This is a genomic window from Halolamina salina (genome assembly GCF_054653455.1).
Map to the genome: position 1 here is coordinate 1,654,187 of NZ_BAAIGE010000002.1, position 19,555 is coordinate 1,673,741.

At 67.9% G+C, this 19,555-nt stretch carries 18 protein-coding genes; 9 read left to right on the forward strand and 9 right to left on the reverse strand.

The features are described from left to right. Positions 1-275: 275 nt before the first annotated feature. The 3 genes from ACYQZ5_RS08920 to ACYQZ5_RS08930 all read left to right on the forward strand — a co-directional run bounded on the left by ACYQZ5_RS08920 (position 276) and on the right by ACYQZ5_RS08930 (position 3,948). On the forward strand, positions 276-1,943 hold the full coding sequence (locus ACYQZ5_RS08920; protein WP_379731369.1) for a sensor histidine kinase: 1,668 nt from the start codon (positions 276-278) through the stop codon (positions 1,941-1,943). 46 nt (positions 1,944-1,989) lie between these two features. Beyond that, positions 1,990-2,769: a GNAT family N-acetyltransferase gene (locus ACYQZ5_RS08925; RefSeq protein ID WP_379818255.1), complete on the forward strand. Its 780-nt coding sequence runs from the start codon at positions 1,990-1,992 to the stop codon at positions 2,767-2,769. Positions 2,770-2,946: 177 nt separating this feature from the next. Further along, positions 2,947-3,948, forward strand: coding sequence for a YeiH family protein (locus ACYQZ5_RS08930; RefSeq protein WP_459845897.1), 1,002 nt, complete (start codon positions 2,947-2,949; stop codon positions 3,946-3,948). A gap of 43 nt (positions 3,949-3,991) precedes the next feature. Here the strand turns inward: ACYQZ5_RS08930 and ACYQZ5_RS08935 are convergent, their stop codons facing one another. The 5 genes from ACYQZ5_RS08935 to ACYQZ5_RS08955 all read right to left on the reverse strand — a co-directional run bounded on the left by ACYQZ5_RS08935 (position 3,992) and on the right by ACYQZ5_RS08955 (position 10,555). After that, positions 3,992-5,227, reverse strand: coding sequence for an ABC transporter substrate-binding protein (locus ACYQZ5_RS08935; protein ID WP_379730907.1), 1,236 nt, complete (start codon positions 5,225-5,227; stop codon positions 3,992-3,994). Between the two features lie 18 nt (positions 5,228-5,245). After that, on the reverse strand, positions 5,246-6,202 hold the full coding sequence (locus ACYQZ5_RS08940; RefSeq protein WP_379730906.1) for an FAD-dependent oxidoreductase: 957 nt from the start codon (positions 6,200-6,202) through the stop codon (positions 5,246-5,248). A gap of 99 nt (positions 6,203-6,301) precedes the next feature. Beyond that, a complete protein-coding gene (acs, locus tag ACYQZ5_RS08945) occupies positions 6,302-8,290 on the reverse strand; it encodes an acetate--CoA ligase (RefSeq protein WP_379730905.1) in 1,989 nt (662 codons plus the stop codon). A gap of 74 nt (positions 8,291-8,364) precedes the next feature. Next, positions 8,365-10,065, reverse strand: coding sequence for an acyl-CoA mutase large subunit family protein (locus ACYQZ5_RS08950; RefSeq protein WP_379730904.1), 1,701 nt, complete (start codon positions 10,063-10,065; stop codon positions 8,365-8,367). Positions 10,066-10,189: 124 nt separating this feature from the next. Continuing rightward, the gene (locus tag ACYQZ5_RS08955) at positions 10,190-10,555 is read right to left on the reverse strand and encodes a helix-turn-helix domain-containing protein (protein ID WP_379730903.1); all 366 of its coding nucleotides are present in this window, start codon (positions 10,553-10,555) and stop codon (positions 10,190-10,192) included. A 141-nt stretch (positions 10,556-10,696) separates the two neighbouring features. Here ACYQZ5_RS08955 and ACYQZ5_RS08960 point away from each other — a divergent pair, with 141 nt between their 5' ends. Together ACYQZ5_RS08960 and ACYQZ5_RS08965 are read left to right on the forward strand one after the other, a co-directional pair. Then, positions 10,697-11,332 (forward strand): helix-turn-helix domain-containing protein, encoded by a 636-nt coding sequence (locus ACYQZ5_RS08960; protein WP_379730902.1) that lies wholly within the window; start codon positions 10,697-10,699, stop codon positions 11,330-11,332. Between the two features lie 76 nt (positions 11,333-11,408). After that, positions 11,409-11,873, forward strand: a complete 465-nt coding sequence (locus tag ACYQZ5_RS08965) for a pyridoxamine 5'-phosphate oxidase family protein (protein ID WP_379730901.1) — start codon at positions 11,409-11,411, stop codon at positions 11,871-11,873. Here the strand turns inward: ACYQZ5_RS08965 and ACYQZ5_RS08970 are convergent, their stop codons facing one another. Together ACYQZ5_RS08970 and ACYQZ5_RS08975 are read right to left on the reverse strand one after the other, a co-directional pair. Next, complete coding sequence (locus tag ACYQZ5_RS08970) at positions 11,874-12,011, reverse strand: DUF7560 family zinc ribbon protein (RefSeq protein ID WP_379730900.1); 138 nt, start codon at positions 12,009-12,011, stop codon at positions 11,874-11,876. 260 nt (positions 12,012-12,271) lie between these two features. Further along, entirely contained in the window at positions 12,272-13,318 is a 1,047-nt protein-coding gene (locus ACYQZ5_RS08975; protein ID WP_379730899.1) for a M42 family metallopeptidase, read from the reverse strand. A 137-nt stretch (positions 13,319-13,455) separates the two neighbouring features. On the opposite strand from ACYQZ5_RS08975, the gene ACYQZ5_RS08980 reads away from it, so the two are divergent. Next, the gene (locus ACYQZ5_RS08980; RefSeq protein WP_379730898.1) at positions 13,456-13,719 is read left to right on the forward strand and encodes an MTH865 family protein; all 264 of its coding nucleotides are present in this window, start codon (positions 13,456-13,458) and stop codon (positions 13,717-13,719) included. A 388-nt stretch (positions 13,720-14,107) separates the two neighbouring features. Next, on the forward strand, positions 14,108-15,166 hold the full coding sequence (locus ACYQZ5_RS08985) for a glycosyltransferase family 4 protein (RefSeq protein ID WP_459845903.1): 1,059 nt from the start codon (positions 14,108-14,110) through the stop codon (positions 15,164-15,166). 2 nt (positions 15,167-15,168) lie between these two features. On the opposite strand, the gene ACYQZ5_RS08990 is transcribed toward ACYQZ5_RS08985, so the two are convergent. Both ACYQZ5_RS08990 and ACYQZ5_RS08995 read right to left on the reverse strand, forming a co-directional pair. Continuing rightward, on the reverse strand, positions 15,169-15,816 hold the full coding sequence (locus tag ACYQZ5_RS08990; RefSeq protein ID WP_459845905.1) for a plastocyanin/azurin family copper-binding protein: 648 nt from the start codon (positions 15,814-15,816) through the stop codon (positions 15,169-15,171). A 322-nt stretch (positions 15,817-16,138) separates the two neighbouring features. After that, a complete protein-coding gene (locus ACYQZ5_RS08995; protein WP_459845907.1) occupies positions 16,139-16,780 on the reverse strand; it encodes an FAD-dependent oxidoreductase in 642 nt (213 codons plus the stop codon). Between the two features lie 160 nt (positions 16,781-16,940). Here ACYQZ5_RS08995 and ACYQZ5_RS09000 point away from each other — a divergent pair, with 160 nt between their 5' ends. Both ACYQZ5_RS09000 and ACYQZ5_RS09005 read left to right on the forward strand, forming a co-directional pair. Then, positions 16,941-18,692: a 2-oxoacid:acceptor oxidoreductase subunit alpha gene (locus ACYQZ5_RS09000; protein WP_379731176.1), complete on the forward strand. Its 1,752-nt coding sequence runs from the start codon at positions 16,941-16,943 to the stop codon at positions 18,690-18,692. After that, on the forward strand, positions 18,689-19,552 hold the full coding sequence (locus ACYQZ5_RS09005; protein ID WP_379731177.1) for a 2-oxoacid:ferredoxin oxidoreductase subunit beta: 864 nt from the start codon (positions 18,689-18,691) through the stop codon (positions 19,550-19,552). Before ACYQZ5_RS09000 ends, ACYQZ5_RS09005 begins: the two co-directional genes overlap by 4 nt. Positions 19,553-19,555: the final 3 nt, after the last annotated feature.

Here is a 19,555-nt window from a genome sequence, read left to right on the forward strand (position 1 = left end):
GACTGTGTTCAAACCAGCCCCGGCGAGCGAACTGTGCCGACCTCCGTGTCGGCACCACTGAGACTGATGCCGTGGCTGTGTTCCAACCAGCCGCGGCTCGTGACCGCTCGCAGCCTCAGTGCCGCGAGTACGGAACCTACGCCGCGGCTGCGTTCAAACCTACCGGGGCAAACGACCGACGACGGCCTCCATGTCGTCGCCGCGGAGCGGATCCCGTGACTGTGTTCAAAGCCGAAGAGGTTATAGATACGAAAGAGACATTCTCACGCATACCGATGGACCTGCTCTTCCTGGGGCACGTCGGCGTGTTCACGGTCTCCGCACTCGCCTGCCTCCTCTCGCTCCCGCGGGCACGGCGGATCGAACATCCAGGTACGAGGAAGGGACTGATCGCGCTTCTGCTCTCGGTCACGGTCTGGTCGCTGGGATACGTCGGCTACCTGATCGGGCCGACCGATCCGTTGCGGGTCGCGTCGTACACTATCGGGTTCATCTTCGCGTTCGGTGCCGTCGCCGCGTGGGTGTACTTCTGTGCCGCCTACACGGGCCGCCCCCCGCGACAGGCGCCCTACCTCCGGCTCATGATCGGCGTGTTCCTCCTGTTCGTGGTGCTCAAACTCACCAACCCCTACCACCACCTCTTTTTCACGACCGAGTGGACGACCGACCCGTTCCCCCACTTGGCGATCCAGCACGGGATCCTCTACTGGTTCACCTTGGGGCTGTCGTACGTCGTCATCGGGGTCGGGTTCTTCATGCTGATCGAGCGGTTCGACCACACTGGCACCGACAGCCGGCCGCTGGTCGTGCTGGCCACTATAACGGCCGTCCCGGCGGGGGCGACCGTGTTCGGCGAACAGATCCCCTGGCTCCTCCCGCTGATGTACGAGCCTACGGGCGTCGCGGTGTTCGCCGTCGGCACGCTGTTCGTCTACATCAACCGCTTCGAGACGGTCCAACTCACCGGCGAGAGCGACGAACCGGCCGTGTTCCTCGACCCGGACGATCGCGTGCGGGACTACAACCGAGCCGCGGCCGCGCTGTTCCCGTCGCTCGAGGACTCGGTCGGGCAGCGCGTGGGGGAGATCGTCCCTGCCATCGGGAGCCGTCTCGACGACCCGGGCGTGCTGGAGATCGACGCCGGCGAGGAGAGCCAGTATTACCAGATCTCGACGACGCCGTTCACGACCGGCGGCGTGACCACGGGCCGGCTGGTGACAATCAGCGACGTGACCGAGCGGGAGGCGTACCGCCGACAGCTGGAGGAGCGAACCGAACAGCTCGAGGCACTGAACCGCGTGGTCCGCCACGACATCCGGAACGACATGGCCGTCATCCGGGGGTGGGCCGAGACCCTCACCCCCCACGTCGACCCCGAGGGGCAGGACGCGCTGGATCGGGTGCTCCGGAAATCCGACCACGTGATCGAGCTCACGGAAACCGTCCGGGAGTTCGTCGAGTCGCTCTCCGGCGAGCACGCGATCGAGCCGCGGCCGACCGATCTCCGCCGGCACCTCCAGACCGAACTGGAGGCCGTCCGGGAGTCGTTCGCCGAGGCCGAGTTCCGCGTCGACGGCGAGATCCCCGCGGTCGACGTGCTGGCCAACGAGATGCTCCCCTCGGTGTTCCGGAACCTCCTCGAGAACGCCGTCCGGCACAACGACAGCGAGACGCCGGAGGTCACCGTCGACGTCGTCGAAACCGACGACCTCGTCCGGGTCCGGATCGCCGACAACGGTCCCGGCATCCCCGACGAGCAGAAGCGGCGGATCTTCGGCAAGGGTGAGAAGGGACTCGACAGCCCGGGATCGGGGATCGGCCTCTACTTGGTGTACACCCTCACCGAGCAGTTCGGCGGCGACGCGTGGGTCGAGGACAACGACCCCCGCGGGGCGGTGTTCGTCGTCGAACTCGTGAAAGCCGACGCCGCGGAGAGTTCGTAGCGCACCCGCCCGTAGATTGAACACCTGTCGCGACCAACGAGCGGGTATGAACCTCCGAGCCGCCAGAGAGACCGACATCCCCGGGATCAGGGACGTGGCCAACCGCTCGCTCGCGGCGTCGTACGACGACGTGCTCGACGCCGAGACGCGCCAGCGGGCGGTCGAATCGTGGTACGGCGCCGAGGGCGCCGCCGCGGGCACGCTGGCCGAGGAGCTCGCGGACGGCCAGACGGTCGTGATCGTCGCCGAAGACGACGACGAGATACTCGGCTTCGCACAGGCGTTCCTCGCGGGCGATACCCCCCGAGTCGGCCGGATCGAGTGGCTCCACGTCCGGCCGGGCCGGCGCGGGGAAGGGCTGGCGAGCCGGCTGCTCGACCGGATCGAGTCCGCGCTGGCCGACCGCGGCGCCGACCGGATCGAGGCCAGCGTGATCGAGGCCAACGAGGCCGGCCGCGCGTTCTACGAGGAGCACGGCTACGACCACGACCACACCCGACAGGTCCGGATCGCCGGCGACCGAGTCGCCGAACTGACGCTCGTCGGCGACGACGAACTGTCGGCCGAAGGGGCCGGATCCGGCACCGAACGCCGCGAAACCGGGGACGGGGAGACGGTCGTGATCGCCTACGACGAGAGCGAACGGGGGTCCGAGGGACCGTTCCACCCGACGTACCTCGACGACGACCGCGAGGAGCAGTACGGCTGGCACTGCGGGAACTGCGACAGCCTCGACGTGAGCGTCGGCTCGATGGACGAGTTCGTCTGTAGCGACTGCGAGAACCGCCGGCGCGCGATGCGCTGGGACGCCGTCTACGGCGGATGACCCGCTACCGGCTCCGCTGGCCGACAGCGCAACCCGTATATCGCTCACCCCCGGACGGTCGGGCGTGATCGACGCCGACGACGCGGCGCGACGCTGGATGGAACTCGGTGAGGGGTGGCAGGCGGCCCTCTTGGGACTGCTGCTCGTCGCCGCGGTTCGCCTTGGACTCACGGTCCCGTGGTGAGCGTGCGGGGGTCGATAGTTCCGGGACTCGCGCTGCTCGTCGGACTCGGGCTCGGCGCACGCCTGTTCGCCGCGATAGTTCCGCTGAACCACCTGTTGCTGGCAATCCTGCTCGGACTGGCGGTCGGGAACCTCGTCGGCGTCCCCGAGACGGTCCGCGCCGGCGTCGGCACCCACAAGCTCTGGCTCAAGACGGGCATCGTCCTCACGGGCGCGAGCGTCGCGCTCGACCGCGTGGTCGCCGCCGGCCCGAAACTGCTGGTGCTGGTGGCAGGAGCACTGACCGCGACGGTCCTGCTCGTCGAGGCGCTCTCCCGGCTGGCGTTCCGGATCGACGGCGAGACGGGCTCGCTGCTCGCGGCGGGGTCGGGCGTCTGTGGCGTCTCGGCGGTCGTCGCCGTCGCCGAGAGCATCGACGCCGACGAGACGACGGTGGCCTACGCCGCCACGACGATCCTCCTGTTCGACGCCGTCACGCTGGTCGCCTACCCCGCGGTAGGGACCGCGCTCGCGCTCCCGGACCGGACGTTCGGGATCTGGGCCGGGCTGACGATGTTCAGCACCGGCCCCGTGACCGCCGCGGGGTTCGCGGTCTCGGAGACGGCGGGCGAGTGGGCGGTGTTGGTGAAGCTCGTCCGGAATGCCGCGATCGGACTCGTGGCGGTCGCGTACGCTGGCGTGTACGCGAGCACTTCGGGTGAGAGCGCGGGCGGCGATCGCGGGACGGTCGCCCGCCTCTGGACCCCGTTCCCGAAGTTCGTCGTCGGCTTCGTCGCCGTCGTCGCGATCGCCAATCTCGGGCTGCTCTCGGGGGCGGAGATCGACTCCCTCGCCAACGCCGCCGACTGGCTGTTCCTGCTGGCCTTCGCCGGGCTGGGGCTGGAGATCCGGCTCGACGACCTGCGGGAGACGGGCTACCGGCCGGTACTGGTCGTGCTGGTCGCGCTACTCGCGGTCTCTTCGGTCGGTTTAGCGGTCGTTCGGACGGTGTTCTGAGCCCGGTGCCCGCCGTCAGAAGAGTGGTCGCCGCCCGCGGGAACTACTCGCCGCCGACGATGTCGGCGACGCGATCGCGGTCGAACAGCCGCTCGTCCTCGGGAATCTCCGGGTAGGGGTCGCCCTGCTCGTAGCCCGGCCACTCGCCGAACTGTTCGGGGTAAAGCTGCTTGGCGGTCATCTCCAGCTGGAAGAGGTTCATCAGCGGCCCCTGGACGGGGTGGCCGCCGGCGTAGAAGCGATCGTCTTTGATCGCGGTCAGCTCCCCGCCGACGGGGTCGTCGGCGATGGTCCCCCGGATCGACCCCACGTCGTAGTAGGAGTTGATCCCGTAGCGGTGGAGGATCACGTCGGGGTCGATCTCCAGCAGTTGCTCGTAGTCGTAGGAGGTCTGGTAGTTCACGTCGTCGCCGGCGAACGCGTCCTCGGCGCCGAGCGGCCGGACGTGGGCGTTGCTGAACCCGTCGGTGCTGATACGCGAGGGGTAGAACGTCCCCTGCATGAAGATCACCGAGGCGACCGAGGGGCGCTCGCTCTCCGGCGGGAGGTCGGCCTCGATCGTCGACAGGAGGTCGTCGTGGACCGCGGCGAGTTCCTCGTACGTCGAGCCGGCACGGAACACGTCGGCGGTGCGGTCGGCGATCTCCCAGAGCGTGTAGTACTCGTACTCGTCGGCACAGGACTCCGGCGGCTCGCTGTTGCGCCGGCTGAGCGTGTTGCCGAACCACGGCGCGACGTTCTCACGGATCTCCTCGATGTCGCTCGCCGCCCAGCCGTCGAAGCTCGTCACCAGACACGGGTCGACAAGGTGGAGGTCGGAGTTCAGCTCGTAGAACAGCTCCTTGTCGATCGTGACGCCGCTCTCGCCGCTGTTGAGCTGTTCGATGTCCTCGTGGTCGAAGGAGACGCCAGGCAGCCGCTCGTAGTAGGCGTCGAGCGTGTTGCCGCCGGCCTCGGCGCTGAACCCCAGCGAGTTCACCGCGTCGCCGTGGCCGTAGGCGACCGCCATGTCGGCGTACAGCAGGCTGTACACCATCACGTCCGTCGGGACGGCGTCGAACTCGACTTCGCCGACGGGCGCCATCGACGCCGTGTAGCTGCTCGGCGTCGCCGTGCCCTCCGTCGGCTCGCTCGTCTCTGTCAGGTCGGCAGTTCCATCGGCGTCGGTCGGCGTCCCGGTGCCGTCGCCGCCGATGCAGCCGGCGAGCAGACCGCTCGCACCGATCGCGCTGCCGTAGGTGAGATACTCCCGTCGTGTCAGGTCGTGGTCGTCGTTCATTGGTGGATGTGTAGATCGTCAGTCGTCCGTCTCGCGCTCGGCCTCGATCTCGCGGGCCGCCTCCAGCACGAGGTCGTCGTCGACGTGATCGAGCAGACGGCGCTGTCCCTCCTTCCGGCGCCGCTCGGCCTCGTCGTCGCTGATGTACATATCGAACCGTCGGTCGATCTCCCGCTCCCGGATCTCCTCGGCTCGCTCCGGGGAGAGATCGTGGTCGTCGGGGAACCGCTCCTCGAAGAACTCCCGCCAGCGGTCACGGTCGCTCCACTCGCCGGTGCGTTCGCTCTCCGGGCGGACCCAGTCGTAGTAGCTGGCAAGCCCCTCGGGGTACCCCCGTTCCCGGCGGGCAGCCTCGACGACGGCGACGCCGACGCGGGCGCCGTGCCCGGCGGCCATGATAGCCTGCGGGCTGGTCGGCTCGTACGGGGAGGCGACGTACAGCCCGTCGACCGGCGTCGAGCCGTCGGCGTCGGCGTACTCCGCGTCGAAGTGTTGCTGCGTCTCGCCGTCGTACTCGTGAGTCTCGAACATCGCGTCCTCGTCGTCGCCGGACTTCGTCCGACTGCCAGAGGGACTTCGTCCCTCGCTGTCGAGGCCGCGCAGGTACTCGCCGGCGTCGTACCGGGTGGCGGCGATCACCCGGCGGGCGGTGACCGCCTCGCCGGACTGCGGCCGGACGACGAACCCCTCGTCGCCGTGCTCGACCGACTCGACGAGGTCGGGGACGACCGCACAGCCCGCCTCCGCCGCGTGGTCGTGCAGCAGATCGTAGAACGTCTCGATGTCGACGCCGGCGGGGAAGCCGAGGTAGTTCTCGAGGTGGGCACACCGCTGGATCGACGACCGTCCGCGGTCGAAGATCACGGTGTCGAGCCCGTTGCGGGCGGTGAACACGCCCGCCGAACAGCCGGCCGGCCCGCCGCCGACCACGACCACGTCGTGATCGAACGGGTCCGTTCCTGTCTCGTCGGCCATGTGGATTAGGCTGACCTAAACAGGTAAACCCGTTTCGATCGTTCGGGAGGGCGCCACGGCGGGTGGAAAGAACGGCGCTTTCGTATCGCGACTGCCGGTTTACTTCTGGACCTGTTCCTGAATCGACGCCACCACGTCGGGGTTGCGGAGGGTGGAGGTGTCACCGAGTTCGGCGCCGTTAGCGATGTCTTCGAGGAGGCGGCGCATGATCTTGCCCGAGCGCGTCTTGGGGAGTTCGGGCGTGAAGATCACCTGTTCGGGGCGAGCGATGGGTCCGATCCCGTCCTCGACGCCTTGGATGATCGCGTCGCGAAGCTCCTCGTCCCCGTCGTAGCCGTCCTCGGTGATGACGTAAGCGTAGACGGCCTCGCCCTTCATCTCGTGGTCGCCGCCGACGACGGCGGCCTCGGCGACGCCCTCGACGCCGACGATCGCCGACTCGATCTCCATCGTCCCGAGCCGGTGGCCCGAGACGTTGATCACGTCGTCGACACGGCCGAGCACGGTGATGTAGCCGTCCTCGTCGATCTTCGCCCCGTCCTCCGGGAAGTACGTCCAGTCGCGCCAGTCGTCGCTGTCAGTGTCGGAGTACTCCCGCCAGTACTCGTCGACGAACCGCTCGTCGTTCTGGTACAGCGTCCGGAGCATCCCGGGCCAGGGCTTCTGGATCGTCAGGTAGCCAGCGCGTCCGGGTTCGACCTGCTCGCCCGTCGTGTCGACGATTTCGGCGTCGATACCCGGCAGCGCGGGGCCGGCGGAGCCGGGTTTCATCTCCTTGACGCCGGGGAGGGTGGTGACCATCATGCCGCCCGTCTCGGTCTGCCACCAGGTGTCCACGACGGGACACTCCTCGTTCCCGATGTGCTTGTAGTACCACTTCCAGGCGCGGGGGTTGATCGGCTCGCCCACGGTCCCGAGCAGGCGGAGGCTCGAGAGGTCGTGCTGGTCGGGGAACTCCGATCCCCACTTCATGAACGCGCGGATCGCCGTCGGTGCGGTGTAGAGTTGGGTCGCCTCGTACTCTTCGACGATCTCCCAGAGCCGGTCCCGCTCGGGGTGATCCGGCGTCCCCTCGTACATCATCGTCGTGGTCCCCAGCGCGAGCGGGCCGTAGACGATGTAGGAGTGGCCGGTGATCCAGCCGATGTCGGCCGAACAGAAGTACGTGTCTTCAGGTTTGATGTCCAGGACGGCGTGGGAGGTCCACGCGGCCCAGGAGAGGTAGCCGCCCGTCGTGTGTTTCACCCCCTTCGGTTCGCCCGTGGTCCCCGAAGTGTACATGAGGAACAGCATGTCCTCGGCGTCGCGGGCGACCGGTTCGACCTCCGCGCCCTTGTGGGCGTGGACGGCGTCGACCCAGAGCCGCTGATCGTCGCGGAGGTCGTGGTCGAACGCGTCGTCCTCGGGGAGGCGCTCGACGACGACCGTCTCGGTGTCGTGTTCGACGTTGTCCAGCCCCTCGTTGGCTTTCTCGAGGTGGTCGAGGGGGTCGCCGCGGCGGTAGTAGCCGTCGCAGGTGATCAGGTACTCGGAGTCGGCGGCGTTCATCCGGGTCGCGAGCGCGTCGGCAGAGAAGCCGGCGAAGACGACCGAATGGGGGGCACCGATGCGAGCACAGGCGAGCATCGCGATCGGCAGTTCCGGGATCATCGGCATGTACATCGTCACGACGTCGTCCTCGCCGACGCCCATCTCCCGGAGTGCCGCGGCGGCCTCGTTCACCTCGCGGTGGAGGTCCTCGTAGGTGTACGTGCGGTTGGCCTCGTCGGTCGGCTCACCCACCCACTCGATCGCGACCTCGTCGCCCCGCTCGTCGAGGTGTCGGTCGAGACAGTTGGCCGAGGCGTTGAGTTCGCCGCCCGTGAACCACTCGAAGAACGGTGGGTTCGACCCGTCGAACGTCTGGTCGTACTCGGTCTCCCAGTCGAGCATATCGGCTGCGGCCTCCCAACACTCCGGCCAGTTCTCCTCGAACTCCTCGTAGATGTCCGGATTCGAAACGTTCGCCTGCTCGACGAACGACTCGGGCGGCTCGAAGCTGTCCTGCTCCTCGAGCCGTGCTTCCAGTTCCGTGTCAGCGTCCGACATAGCTACACCGATCGTGGGTCGGAGCGGACATAAACCCACCTACAACGGGACGAAAGCGAAAGAGTGCGCGTCGATCAGGCCAGCCCGATCTTCTCGCGGTACCCGCCGTGCTCGGCCTCGAACACGTCCATGATCTCGCCCATCGTCGCGTACGCCTTCACCGCGGTGACGATGTACGGCATCACGTTCTCGTCGTTCTGGACGGCCTCGCGCAGGTCGTCGAGCGCGGCCTCGACGGCGTCGTCGTCGCGCTCGGCCTTGACCGATTCGAGGCGCTCGCGCTGGTGTTCGGCGACCTCCTCGTCGACCTTCAGGACCTCCGGCGAGGTATCCTCCTCGGAGACGTACTTGTTGACGCCGACGACGACCTCCTCCTCGTTCTCGACGCGCTCCTGGTACTCGTAGGAGGCCTCCTGGATCTCGCGGTGGAAGAAGCCGTCCTCGATCCCCGTGAGCACGCCGTCGCGGACAGACCCGTCGCCCATCTCCTTGATCGACTCGATGTACTCCATGGCCTCCTCCTCGACCTCGTCGGTGAGGCTCTCGACCATAAAGGAGCCCGCCAGCGGATCGACGCTGTCAGCGGCGCCGGACTCCTCGGCGATGATCTGCTGGGTGCGCAGCGCGACCCGGACCGCCTCCTCGCTGGGCAGCGCCAGCGCCTCGTCGTAGGAGTTGGTGTGGAGGCTCTGGGTGCCGCCGAACACGCCCGCCAGCGCCTGGATCGTCACGCGGACGATGTTGTTGAGCGGCTGTTGGGCGGTCAGCGACTGGCCGGCGGTCTGGGTGTGGAACTTGAGCTTCTTCGAGGCGTCCTTCTCGGCGTCGTACCACTCGTCCATCACGCGGGCGTAGATGCGCCGGGCGGCGCGGAACTTCGCGACCTCCTCGAAGATGGAGTTGTGGGAGTTGAAGAAGAAGCTGAGCTGGGGGGCGAACTCGTCGACGTCCATCCCGCGGTCGAGGCAGTCCTCGACGTACGCGAACCCGTCCGCGAGGGTGAAGGCCAGCTCCTGAACCGCCGTCGAGCCGGCCTCGCGGATGTGGTAGCCGGAGATGGAGACGGGGTTGAACTTCGGCGTCTCCTCGGTCGCGAACTCGATGGTGTCGGTGACGATGTCCAGCGACGGCTCCGGGGGGATCACCCACTCCTTCTGGGCGATGAACTCCTTCAGCATGTCGTTCTGGAGGGTGCCACGGACCTCCTCGCGGGGAACACCCTGCTCGTCGGCCAGCGCGAGGTACATCGCGTAGATCACCGGTGCCGAGGGGTTGATCGTGAACGAGGTCGACACCTCGCCGATGTCGATGCCGTCGAACAGGATCTCCATGTCCCGCAGCGTGTCGACGGCGACGCCCTCCTTGCCGACCTCGCCCAGCGCCATCGGGTCGTCGGAGTCGATCCCCATCAGCGAGGGCATGTCGAACGCCGTCGAGAGGCCGGTCTGGCCCTCCTCGATCAGGTAGTGGAAGCGTTCGTTCGTGTCCTCCGCGGAGCCGAAGCCGGCGAACTGCCGCATCGTCCACGTCCGGCCGCGGTACATCGTCGGGTACGGGCCGCGGGTGAACGGGAACTCGCCGGGGTTGCCCAGATCCTCCCCGTAGTCGAGGTCGGCCACGTCGGACGGGTCGTACAGCCGGTCGATCCCGAGGTTCGAGATCGTCGCGAAGCGGTCCTTCCGTTCGCCGTAGGCGTCGAGGGTCGGGTCGAGCGTTCCCGCCTCCCACTCCTCGCGGGACTCGCGGATCTCCGCGAGATCCTCCTCGTCGTACATGGCTCTCCCTTTCACCGGAACGATTATGAAGGGTTCGGGTCCCGAGACACCCCGAGACCGAGAAATAAATCTGATACTGCGATACAGAATAGGGGCGTCAGTCGACGACTCCCGCTGTCGGCCGCTACTGGTCGCGTGCGACGACGCGGGCTTCGGTGCCGTCGTCGTCGATCGACAGTTCGACGTGATCGACGCTGCGGCGGTACTCGCTGGCGTGCTTGCCGGAGCTCCGGATGCGGATGCCCTCCTGAAGCAGGCCGGCGTCGACCAGCCGGTCGATCTTGCGGTACGCCGTCGAGGAGGGGATGTCACAGCGTTCGACGATGTCCTTGGCCGAGAGGGGCTGCTCGCCGGTGACCTCAAGGACGGCACGGCAGTCGGGGTCGTCGAGAACCGCGAGCAGGTCGGTGATTTCGCTCTCCGTGTGGAGCACTTCTTCGCCGGCAGTGTCCGGACGGCGGTTCTGGGTTGACGGGACGGCGTAGCTCATACTCTACTGTGGGGGCCCTATTCCAACAAGCGTGAACCACACATATCGTGGGGGGTTTATGTACACCCGGCCGCCCCGGCACGGTTCGGACGGCCGGCGGGACCACTGCACTCAAGGTAGGCCCGGACGGTAGGTGGCTCCATGGGTTCCGGAATCCGGGCGACGGTGACGTTCGACAGCCCGGCGAGCTGTCCTGTCGCCGGCTTCTCGACGGCGACGGGCGCCGCCGTCGACAGTATCTCGACGAGCGTCTCGCCCGCGGGCGAAGCGGTGACGGAGTTCCTGGTCGACGCCGACGAGTCGGCCGGCGACGCCGATCTGGAGCCGATCTTCTCGTACGGCACCGCGGACGTGTACCGGACCGAACACGCCGGGAACTGCCCGTGTACGTGTCTGGGCGGGTTCGACTGCCCGATCCACCGTTACCTCGCGGACGGCGAGGAGCTCACGCTGGTGTTCCACGCCGCGGAGTTCGAGACGCTTCAGGACGCGATGGCGACGCTGCGCGAGGAGTTCCCCTCCGCGGACGTCCAGCAGCTCCTCCAGCCGCCGCTGTCGGGGAGCCACGAGGACCGGCGGTTCGTCAACCGCGGGAAGCTCACCGACCGGCAGTTCGAGGTGCTGCAGACGGCGTACCGGCGAGGCTACTTCGAGCGGCCCAAGGGAGCGAACGCGACCGAGCTCGCCGAGGAGCTGGGGATCTCCCAGTCGACGTTCACCGAACACCTCGTCGCCGCCCAGCGGAAGCTGCTCGGCGACGTGTTCGACGACGGGTAGCCGCAGATCGTCCGCGGTTCCTCGTCCAGCCCGATCGAAATCACTTAACCCGAAGCTCCGTTGAGTCGAAGTACAGATGCCACTCGCCCGAGAGACCGAGATGACACCCGAGGAGACCGACGCGTTCCTCGGCGAGAACGAGACGGGAGTGCTCTCCCTCGCGGAGGACGACGACCCGTACGCGGCGCCGGTCTCGTACGGCTACGACCCCGAGAAGCGGTCGTTCTACTTTCGACTGGTCTCGACGCCCGAGAGCGAGAAGCGTCGGTTCCTGAAGGCGAGCACCAGCGCGCGCTTCGTGGTCTACGGCGACGACGCGACGGGCGCCGAGGAGGAGTACCGCAGCGTCGTCGCCGCGGGGACGCTGTCGGAGATCGACCCCGCGGAGCTCTCGGTCGAGCAGATCGAACAGTACGGCGACGCGAAGCGGCCGCTGTTCGAGATCTGGGGCGAGCCGAAGGAGAGCCTCGACATCCGACTCTACGAGTTCGAGACGACGAACGTAACTGGCCGACGGACTACGGTCGACCGCGACGCCTGATCAGGTCTGTGAAAAGTGGTCGGTGTCGGCGGGCGCAGAGCAGACCGGGCAACCGTTCTCCACGATCGCCTCACGCATCGGTCCGTTGACCTCGATCTGCTGCCCACATTCCTGACAGACGTACTCGTACTCCTTCATCTGTTTGTCACTCGGGGGCGGGTGTAGTCGTGGTTCGACCCTATCCGAGAAAGGGGTTTCCTCTTAGGAGTGGGTGTCGGGAAATCCCAGCGCGTAGGAACCGCCCCTGATTTGCAGCGCGTGGCAGGGTGGAAACAGTGGTACGGGGGTGTCGTCGACCCCGGCACGGCGGTCGCGCGCCGTTGTCGGTCACACACGATCACCGTTTGAGCGTCGGAACTGCGGCCCGGAGGCCGCAGTCGGCCGCGCGCCGTGATCGGTTACAGCGAGTAGTCGTGCTCACCGTCCTCGCTCTCGAGGAACGCAGTCAGCAGGTCGATCGTGGACCGGATGTCGTCGCCGTTCGCGGTTTCGGTGACCGTGTGGAGGTAGCGCGTCGGGATCGAGATCGCGCCGACGGGCTTGGCGCCGTTCGTGTTCTGGAACCCCGCCGTGTCGGTGCCGCCGGAGGGGAGCACCTCGATCTGGTGGTCGATGTCCTCGTCCTCGGCGACCGAACGGAGTCGCTGGTGGACTTTCGGCGTCGTGATGACCGAGCTGTCCTTCAGCTTGATCGCGGTGCCGTCACCGAGCTTCGTGACGTGTTTGTCCGCGCTGACGCCCGGGATGTCGCTCGCGATCGTCACGTCGAGCGCGATCGCGAGGTCCGGATCGACGTCGACGCCGAGGGCGGTCGCGCCGCGGAGGCCGACCTCCTCCTGCACCGTGGCACAGAAGTGGATCGTCGCGTCGGGGTTCTCGATCTCGCGGGCGGCCTCGAGCATCGCGAACAGGCAGACGCGGTCGTCGAGCGCCTTCCCCGTGACCGAGTCGCCCATCTTCACCGTCGTCTGGTCCATCGTGACGAGGTCGCCGACGCTCACGAGCTCCTCGACTTCCTCGGCGTCGCGGCCGAGGTCGACGACGCGGTCGCCGACCTCCTCCTCGCCGTCAGGCTCCTCGTCGAGCGTGTGCGGCGGGACGGAGCCGAACACGCCGGTCACGTCCTCCTCGCCGTGGACGGTCACGCGCTGGGCGCGGAGCACGCGGGCGTCCCACCCCCCGAGCGCGTCGATCTTGAGGAAGCCGTCGTCGGTGACGTGTTTGACCATGAAACCGATCTCGTCCATGTGGGCGGCGACGGCGACGGAGTAGTCCGAGTCGCCCTCGATCGTCCCGACGACGTTGCCCATCGCGTCGGTGCGGACGGAGTCGGTGCTCGTTTCGAGTTCCTCGCGCACCAGATCGCGCACGCGGTCCTCGTAGCCGGGGACGCCCCGCTCCTCGGTCAGCTCCTTCAGCAGGTCGAAGTCGAAGTCGAACGCCATGCTCGTAGCTCCGGCCGTACCGTCTAAAACGGGGCGGTTCCGGCCAACCGCCGGGGGTTCTCCATGTCGCGGGAACCCACGGTGGGTTCCCCCACGTTTCGGAAACGCTTATCCGACGTTCGGCGGCATTGGCGTGTATGGCCGACGACGAAACCGAACGCGAACTCCGCGCACAGCTCACCGACGCCTTCGAGGGCGCCGACTTCCCGGTCGACAGCCAGATGGACCTCGTGCCCGCGCTCCCCGAGGGGCCGAGCACGCGGTTCGAGGCCGGCGACGTGTCGTTCACCGCGATGGAGCTGGCCGCCAAGCTCGGCGGGCAGCAGGAGTTCCCCTACAGCGACGTGGAGTCGCTCGTCGACGACGTGATGGAAGGGCTGGAAGCCGAAGGGATGCTGTAGTCGATACGGCGAAGTTCCTGCCGGAGCCTTCGTGCTCCGGCCACGGACACTCTGCCGTAATCGTGCTGTAGTCGATACGGCGAAGCTCCGTCGAGACCTCCGTGTCTCGGCCCCCTGTTTTCGAGCGCGAGTGGCGTCCTGCCGAGGCCCTTGTGCCGGCGAGGCGGCGCTTAGATGAAGAAGATCATCAGCACGCCGGCCCCCAGCACCAGCACCAGCCACGCCACGGTGAGGATGAACAGTTGCTTCGCGTACCGTTGATCGTCCTCGGTGGATAGGTCTGCCATTGTCGGCAATAGCCGCTCGCCCCTTACTTAGGTACCGGTGCCGAACTGGGAGCCGAAACGAGTCGGGGCTGTTTTTACCCCCCGGGAAGCAACCTCCCGCCGTGCACGTCGCGTTCGTCTCCATGGAGACCGCCCACAGCGCCGACCGCCGGGGGCTGGAGCGAGCGCGCCGGACCGCCCGCCTGCTCGCCGACCGCGGGCACGAGGTGACGTACCTCTGTGCGCAGTGGTGGGGCGGCGACGCCGTCCCCACCTTCGAACACGAGGGGATCGAGTACCGACGGGTGACCAGAGAGCCCGCCGAAAGCGCCTTCGCCGCGAAGCTCCCGGCCGCGCTGTGGCGCGCGGGCGCCGACGCCATCCACGCGGTCCACGGGCCGCCACGACACGTCGCCGTCGCGGAGAAAGTCGGCACGATGCTCCGGACGCCCGTACTCGTCGACTGGTTCGGCGACGGCGCCGCCGAGCCGGGCAGCCAGAGCCGGGCCGCGAGCGGGGGCGACCTCGTCACCGTCCCCTCGGAACTGATCCGCACGCGGGTCAGGGAGTACGGCGCCGACGACGGTTCGGTCCGGGTCGTGCCCGAGAGCATCGACCTCGAGACGATCCGCGAGGCGCCGACCGACGACCGATTCGACGTGGTGTACGCCCGCCGGCTGGACGAACACGCAAACGTCGGGACGCTCCTGCTCGCACTCGCCGAGCGCCGGCGCCGGGACTGGTCGGCGGCGATCATCGGCGACGGCCCCGAGCGCGAGGCCGTCGAGACCGCCGCGCGCGAACTCCGGATCGACGACCGGATCACGTTCACCGGCGCGCTCCCCGAGCGCGAGCGCGTGAGCATCTACAAGGGTGCCCACGTGTTCGCCCAGACCGCGAGCGTGGAGCCGTTCGCGACCGAACTCCTCCGCGCGCTCGCGTGTGGCTGTCTGGGCGTCGTGGAGTATCAGGCCGACTCCAGCGCCCACGAACTGGTCGAGGGCGTCGACCGCGGCCGGCGGGTCACGAGCCCGGAGGAGATGGCCGAGGTGATCACCGCGGCCGGGAACGTCCCGCGTCGCGAGTACAACGGGGCGTTCGAGAAGTTCGGCCACGAGGCCGTGATCGAGACGTACGTCGACTGCTACGAGGAGATCCGCGCGGAGCAGGGACTGTTCTAACCCTACTCCTCGTCGTCGTGGCCGGGGTTGTCGCCGCCGAACTGGAGGAAGAAGTACGCGATCAGCAGCGTCGCGACCATCGCGAACGCCGCGCCGACGCCGAGCGTCTTCGCGCTGTCGGGCACCGCCGGCCCGGTCGGCGCGGGCGTCTCGAGGTTCTCGACGACTTCGATGGTACCGATCATCCCCGCGCTCTCGTGGGGGGTACAGACGTACTCGTAGCTCCCGGTAGTGTCGAACGTGTGGGAGTACTCGTGGCCGGCGTCGAACGTCGTTCCCTGTTCGCCTTCACCCTCCCAGTTGGCGCCCTCGGGCTGGCTGGTCGGGACGACGTTGTGCATGTTGCTGTCCCAGACCCACTGGACCGTCGTACCCGTCTCGATCGTGAGCTCCTCGGGTTCGAACACGAGGCTCCCGCCCGGACCGACGGTCACCGTCTCGGTCGGGCCGCCGCCCCCGCCACCGCCGCCCTCGGTGCCGGTCGCGGTGCCGCCGTCGGTCCCCGTCGGGGTTCCGGTCGCGGTCCCGTTCGACGTCGCGGTCTCGGTTCCCTCCTGTGCCGCCGCGGTCCCGGCCGCCATCGACGCGGCGGCGCCGGCGGTGCCCGCGCGAATGAACGAGCGGCGAGAAAGGGCGTCGTCGTTCTCCATACACCCGGCTTGTAGACGCCCGATAGTGAATACTTTGGTTCGGTCCGGGCGGGACACGTCTCCGACGGGGTACGCACGCCACCGCGGCGGCAGTGCGGTCGCGGTGGACGCCTCGCCGGCGCCACCGGTCGGCGCCGGCGGGGGGAGGGGTGGGGACTCGGCGCTGCGCCGGACCCTGTGTCCGGCGCCCTGCGGTCACAAGTAGTCAAGCATCGAGTTGCTGTTGCGGTCGGAGCTACTGGCGGGAAGAAATACTGTCGCGAGTACGCTACATCCCTCGAACTTCGTGCGCAGTGACCGCCTTACACAGCCGCGGCTGGTCCTACCCGAAGCTCTCGACTTTCGCCCCCTCAGCATCACCGCCGGCGGCCTCGATCGCGTCGGTCGCCGCCTCGACGAAGTCGGCGAAGCCGTAGACGAACACGCCTTCCTCGTCCGCGCCGGTCACGACCGAATCGACTGCCCGCTCGAACTCGGCGTCGTCCTCGCCAAGCAGCGTCACGTCCGCGCCGGCGTCGACGAGCGCGTCGAGGCGGGCCTCGTGAGCCGGCTCGCCCTCGTAGCGGTACACCACCGCGGCCTCGGCGTCGTTCTCGACGGCGGCCTCCGCGATCGCGACGGCGGCGCCGATCCCCGGCCCGCCCGCGAGCACGACCGCCCGCCCCTCGCCCTCGTAGTAGTCGTCGCCGAAGGGGCCGGTGACTTCGACCTCGTCGCCCGACTGGAGCGCCGCGAGGTAGTCACTGAAGGGGCCGCTCTCCGGGGCGACTTCGACGGTGATCTCGAACGTCTCGCCGGTACCCGGCGAGGAGAGCGTGTAGAACCGGGCGTACTCCTCGCCGTCGATCTCGCCGGAGAGCCGAACGAACTGGCCGGCGAGTCCCTCGAACCCCTCGGGCGTGTCGAACGTGAGCGTGAACGTGTTCGGGCCGACCGACTCGCGGCCGACGACAGTCGCGTCCATACCGCGGCTTTCGCCGCCGCGCTAAAGCCGCTTTCCTTCGCGACTCCGGGAGTCGGGGGAACGAACGGTCAGTTTCGCCGGGTTGTACACGGTCGTAACTGACCGACTGACCGGACGCTTCAGAAGGTTTTTGCGCGGGCCGTTGGTAGTTCGTGCCAGTATGCCTGCGGACTTCAACTGGGCCATCGGCGGGGAGGCCGGCGATGGCATCGACTCCACCGGGAAGATCTTCGCGAGAGCGCTCTCCCGGGCCGGGCGACACGTGTTCACCTCTAAGGACTTCGCTTCACGTATCCGGGGTGGGTACACGGCGTACAAGGTTCGGACCTCGATCGACCAGGTGGAGAGTACGGTCGACCGCCTCGACGTGCTGATCGCGCTGACCCAGCGCACCGTCGACGAGAACATCGACGAACTCCACGAGGGGTCGGTGATCATCTACGACGGCGAGCGCACGTCGATGCAGGACCTCGAGATCCCCGACGAAATGGTCGGGATGGACGTCCCCCTCAAGTCGCTGGCGGAGGAGGCCGGCGGCGCCATCATGCGCAACATCGTCGCACTGGGGGCCGCCTGCGAGGTCACTGACTTCCCGATCGAGCACCTCGCGTCCTCGCTGGAGAAGCGCTTCAGCGACAAGGGCCAGTCGATCGTCGAGAACAACAAGACCGCCGCCGAACTCGGCGCGGAGTACGTCGGCGACAACTACGAGGCCGAGAGCACCGAGTTCGAGTACGAACTGGAGACGACCGACGAGGACTACGTCCTGATCAACGGCGACGAGGCGATCGGGATGGGCGCCATCGCCGCCGGCTGCCGGTTCTACTCGGGCTACCCGATCACGCCGGCGACCGACGTGATGGAGTACCTGACCGGGCGCCTCGAGCACTACGGCGGCCACGTCGTGCAGGCCGAGGACGAGCTCTCGGCGATCAACATGGCGCTGGGCGCGGCCCGCGCGGGTGCGCGGTCGATGACCGCCACCTCCGGCCCCGGGATCGACCTGATGTCCGAGACGTTCGGGCTGGTGGCCCAGAGCGAGACGCCGCTGGTGATCTGTGACGTGATGCGCTCGGGTCCCTCGACGGGGATGCCGACCAAGCAGGAGCAGGGCGACCTCGACATGACGCTGTTCGGCGGCCACGGCGAGATCCCGCGGTTCGTGCTCGCGCCGACGACGATCTCGGAGTGCTTCTGGAAGACCGTCGAGGCGTTCAACCTCGCCGAGAAGTACCAGACCCCCGTCTACCTGGTGTCGGACCTCGAGATGGCGGTCACCGAGCAGACGTTCCCGCCCGAGGCGTTCGACATGGACGAGGTCGAGATCGACCGCGGGAAGCTCGTCGACGAGGACGAGATCGACGAGTGGCTCGACGACGAGGGGCGCTTCCGCGCCCACGCCGCCACCGAGGACGGCATCAGCCCGCGCGCGAAGCCGGGGACGACCGACGGCGCCCACATGTCCACCGGGCTCGAACACAACGAGCTCGGCCGGCGGACCGAGGACACGGAGATCCGCGTCGAGCAGGTCGACAAGCGCCAACGTAAGGTCGAGACCGCCCGAGAGCGCGAGGACTGGAGTCCGCGGGAGTTCGGCAACGCCGACGCCGACAACCTCGTCGTCTCGTGGGGGTCGAACGAGGGGACCATCGTCGAGGCGATGGACCTGATGGGCGAGGACGACCCGGACTTCCGGTTCCTCTCGGTGCCGTACCTGTTCCCGCGGCCGGACCTCACCGACGCGTTCGAGCAGGCCGAACAGGTCGTCGTCGTCGAGTGTAACGCGACCGGGCAGTTCGCGGACGTGCTGGAGCACGACACGCTCCAGCGCGTGGATCGGGTGAACAAGTACAACGGCGTCGGGTTCAAAGCGGACGAACTCGCCGACGAGATCACGGAGGTGCTCCAATGAGCAGCGAGACTCGATTCATCGACTTCAAATCCGACAAGCAGCCCACCTGGTGTCCCGGTTGCGGTGACTTCGGGACGATGAACGGCATGATGAAGGCGCTGGCGAACACGGGGAACGACCCCGACAACACGTTCGTCGTCGCCGGCATCGGCTGTTCGGGCAAGATCGGCACGTACATGCACAGCTACGCGCTCCACGGCGTCCACGGTCGGGCGCTGCCCGTCGGCACGGGCGTGAAGATGGCCAACCCCGACCTCGAAGTGATGGTCGCGGGCGGCGACGGCGACGGCTACTCGATCGGCGCCGGCCACTTCGTCCACGCGGTGCGCCGGAACGTCGACATGACGTACGTCGTGATGGACAACCGCATCTACGGCCTCACCAAGGGGCAGGCCTCGCCGACGAGCCGCGAGGACTTCGAGACGGCGACGACGCCCGAGGGGCCGAAGCAGCCGCCGGTCAACCCCCTCGCGCTCGCGCTGTCGGCGGGCGGGACGTTCATCGCCCAGTCGTTCGCCTCTGACTCCCAGCGCCACGCCGAACTGGTGCAGGAGGCCATCGAACACGACGGGTTCGGGTTCGTCAACGTGTTCTCGCCGTGTGTCACGTTCAACGACACGGACACGTACGACTACTTCCGCGACAACCTCACCGATCTGGCGGAGACCGACCACGACCCGACTGACTTCGACGAGGCCAAGGACCGCATCATGGATCCCGACGGCGAGTACCAGGGGATCCTCTATCAGGACGAGGACTCCGTCCCCTACCACGAGGCCCACGGCGTCACCGAGGACATGACCGAGATCCCCGACGGCGCCCCCGAGGACGCGACGGATCTCGTCCGCGAGTTCTACTGAACC

Excerpts from the sequence above, each read along its gene's own strand:
- ACYQZ5_RS08920 (WP_379731369.1), top strand. The coding sequence starts at position 276 with ATGGACCTGCTCTTCCTGGGGCACGTCGGCGTGTTCACGGTCTCCGCA.
- ACYQZ5_RS08925 (WP_379818255.1), top strand. The coding sequence starts at position 1,990 with ATGAACCTCCGAGCCGCCAGAGAGACCGACATCCCCGGGATCAGGGAC.
- ACYQZ5_RS08935 (WP_379730907.1), bottom strand. The coding sequence starts at position 5,227 with ATGAACGACGACCACGACCTGACACGACGGGAGTATCTCACCTACGGC.
- ACYQZ5_RS08940 (WP_379730906.1), bottom strand. The coding sequence starts at position 6,202 with ATGGCCGACGAGACAGGAACGGACCCGTTCGATCACGACGTGGTCGTG.
- acs (WP_379730905.1), bottom strand. The coding sequence starts at position 8,290 with ATGTCGGACGCTGACACGGAACTGGAAGCACGGCTCGAGGAGCAGGAC.
- ACYQZ5_RS08950 (WP_379730904.1), bottom strand. The coding sequence starts at position 10,065 with ATGTACGACGAGGAGGATCTCGCGGAGATCCGCGAGTCCCGCGAGGAG.
- ACYQZ5_RS08955 (WP_379730903.1), bottom strand. The coding sequence starts at position 10,555 with ATGAGCTACGCCGTCCCGTCAACCCAGAACCGCCGTCCGGACACTGCC.
- ACYQZ5_RS08960 (WP_379730902.1), top strand. The coding sequence starts at position 10,697 with ATGGGTTCCGGAATCCGGGCGACGGTGACGTTCGACAGCCCGGCGAGC.
- ACYQZ5_RS08965 (WP_379730901.1), top strand. The coding sequence starts at position 11,409 with ATGCCACTCGCCCGAGAGACCGAGATGACACCCGAGGAGACCGACGCG.
- ACYQZ5_RS08970 (WP_379730900.1), bottom strand. The coding sequence starts at position 12,011 with ATGAAGGAGTACGAGTACGTCTGTCAGGAATGTGGGCAGCAGATCGAG.
- ACYQZ5_RS08975 (WP_379730899.1), bottom strand. The coding sequence starts at position 13,318 with ATGGCGTTCGACTTCGACTTCGACCTGCTGAAGGAGCTGACCGAGGAG.
- ACYQZ5_RS08980 (WP_379730898.1), top strand. The coding sequence starts at position 13,456 with ATGGCCGACGACGAAACCGAACGCGAACTCCGCGCACAGCTCACCGAC.
- ACYQZ5_RS08990 (WP_459845905.1), bottom strand. The coding sequence starts at position 15,816 with ATGGAGAACGACGACGCCCTTTCTCGCCGCTCGTTCATTCGCGCGGGC.
- ACYQZ5_RS08995 (WP_459845907.1), bottom strand. The coding sequence starts at position 16,780 with ATGGACGCGACTGTCGTCGGCCGCGAGTCGGTCGGCCCGAACACGTTC.
- ACYQZ5_RS09000 (WP_379731176.1), top strand. The coding sequence starts at position 16,941 with ATGCCTGCGGACTTCAACTGGGCCATCGGCGGGGAGGCCGGCGATGGC.
- ACYQZ5_RS09005 (WP_379731177.1), top strand. The coding sequence starts at position 18,689 with ATGAGCAGCGAGACTCGATTCATCGACTTCAAATCCGACAAGCAGCCC.